The sequence below is a fragment of the Actinophytocola xanthii genome (assembly GCF_001921205.1).
Lineage (GTDB): Bacteria > Actinomycetota > Actinomycetes > Mycobacteriales > Pseudonocardiaceae > Actinophytocola > Actinophytocola xanthii.
The window spans coordinates 1-660 of sequence record NZ_MSIE01000194.1 but is presented as its reverse complement, the minus strand read 5'-3'; the positions used below and the strand labels follow the sequence as shown (position 1 = coordinate 660).

Annotated in this window: 1 protein-coding gene; it reads right to left on the bottom strand. The window is 71.1% G+C overall.

Annotated elements, in window-relative coordinates:
- A partial coding sequence (locus BU204_RS37890; RefSeq protein ID WP_143230069.1) for an acyltransferase domain-containing protein occupies positions 1-660 on the bottom strand: 660 nt, incomplete at both ends.

The following is a 660-nucleotide window of genomic DNA, read 5'->3' as shown; positions in this document are numbered from 1 at the left end:
GAACTCCGCCAGCATCGGGTCCATCAACCCCGAATGAAACGCGTGCGAGGTCCGCAGTCGCCTGGTCTTCTCGAACCGCGCCGCGACCGCGAGCACGGCCTCCTCCGTGCCGGAGACCACCACCGACTCCGGACCGTTCACCGCCGCGATCGACACCCCGTCCACCAGGTGCGCCACCACCTCGGCCTCCGACCCCCGGACCGCGACCATCGCCCCACCGCTGGGCAACGCCTGCATCAACCGAGCCCGCGCGCCGACTACCCGACACGCGTCCGGAAGCGACAACACCCCGGCGACGTGCGCCGCGGCCAGCTCGCCGACCGAATGCCCGACCAGGAAGTCCGGACGCACTCCCCAGGACTCGAGCAACCGGAACAACGCCACCTCGACCGCGAACAACGCCGGCTGCGCCCACCCCGTCTCGTCCAGCCGCCCGTCCGAACCCCAGACCACCTCACGCAAACCCTCGAACTCCGCCGCCACTTCATCGAACGCACCGGCGAACACCGGGAACCGCTCATACAGCTCACGGCCCATCCCCACCCGCTGGCCACCCTGACCCGAGAACACGAACGCCGTCCGACCCGGCCCCGCCACCCCACGCGCCACCTCCGCACCGTCGACCAGCACGGCCCGGTGCTCGAACACCGAACGCGTGGT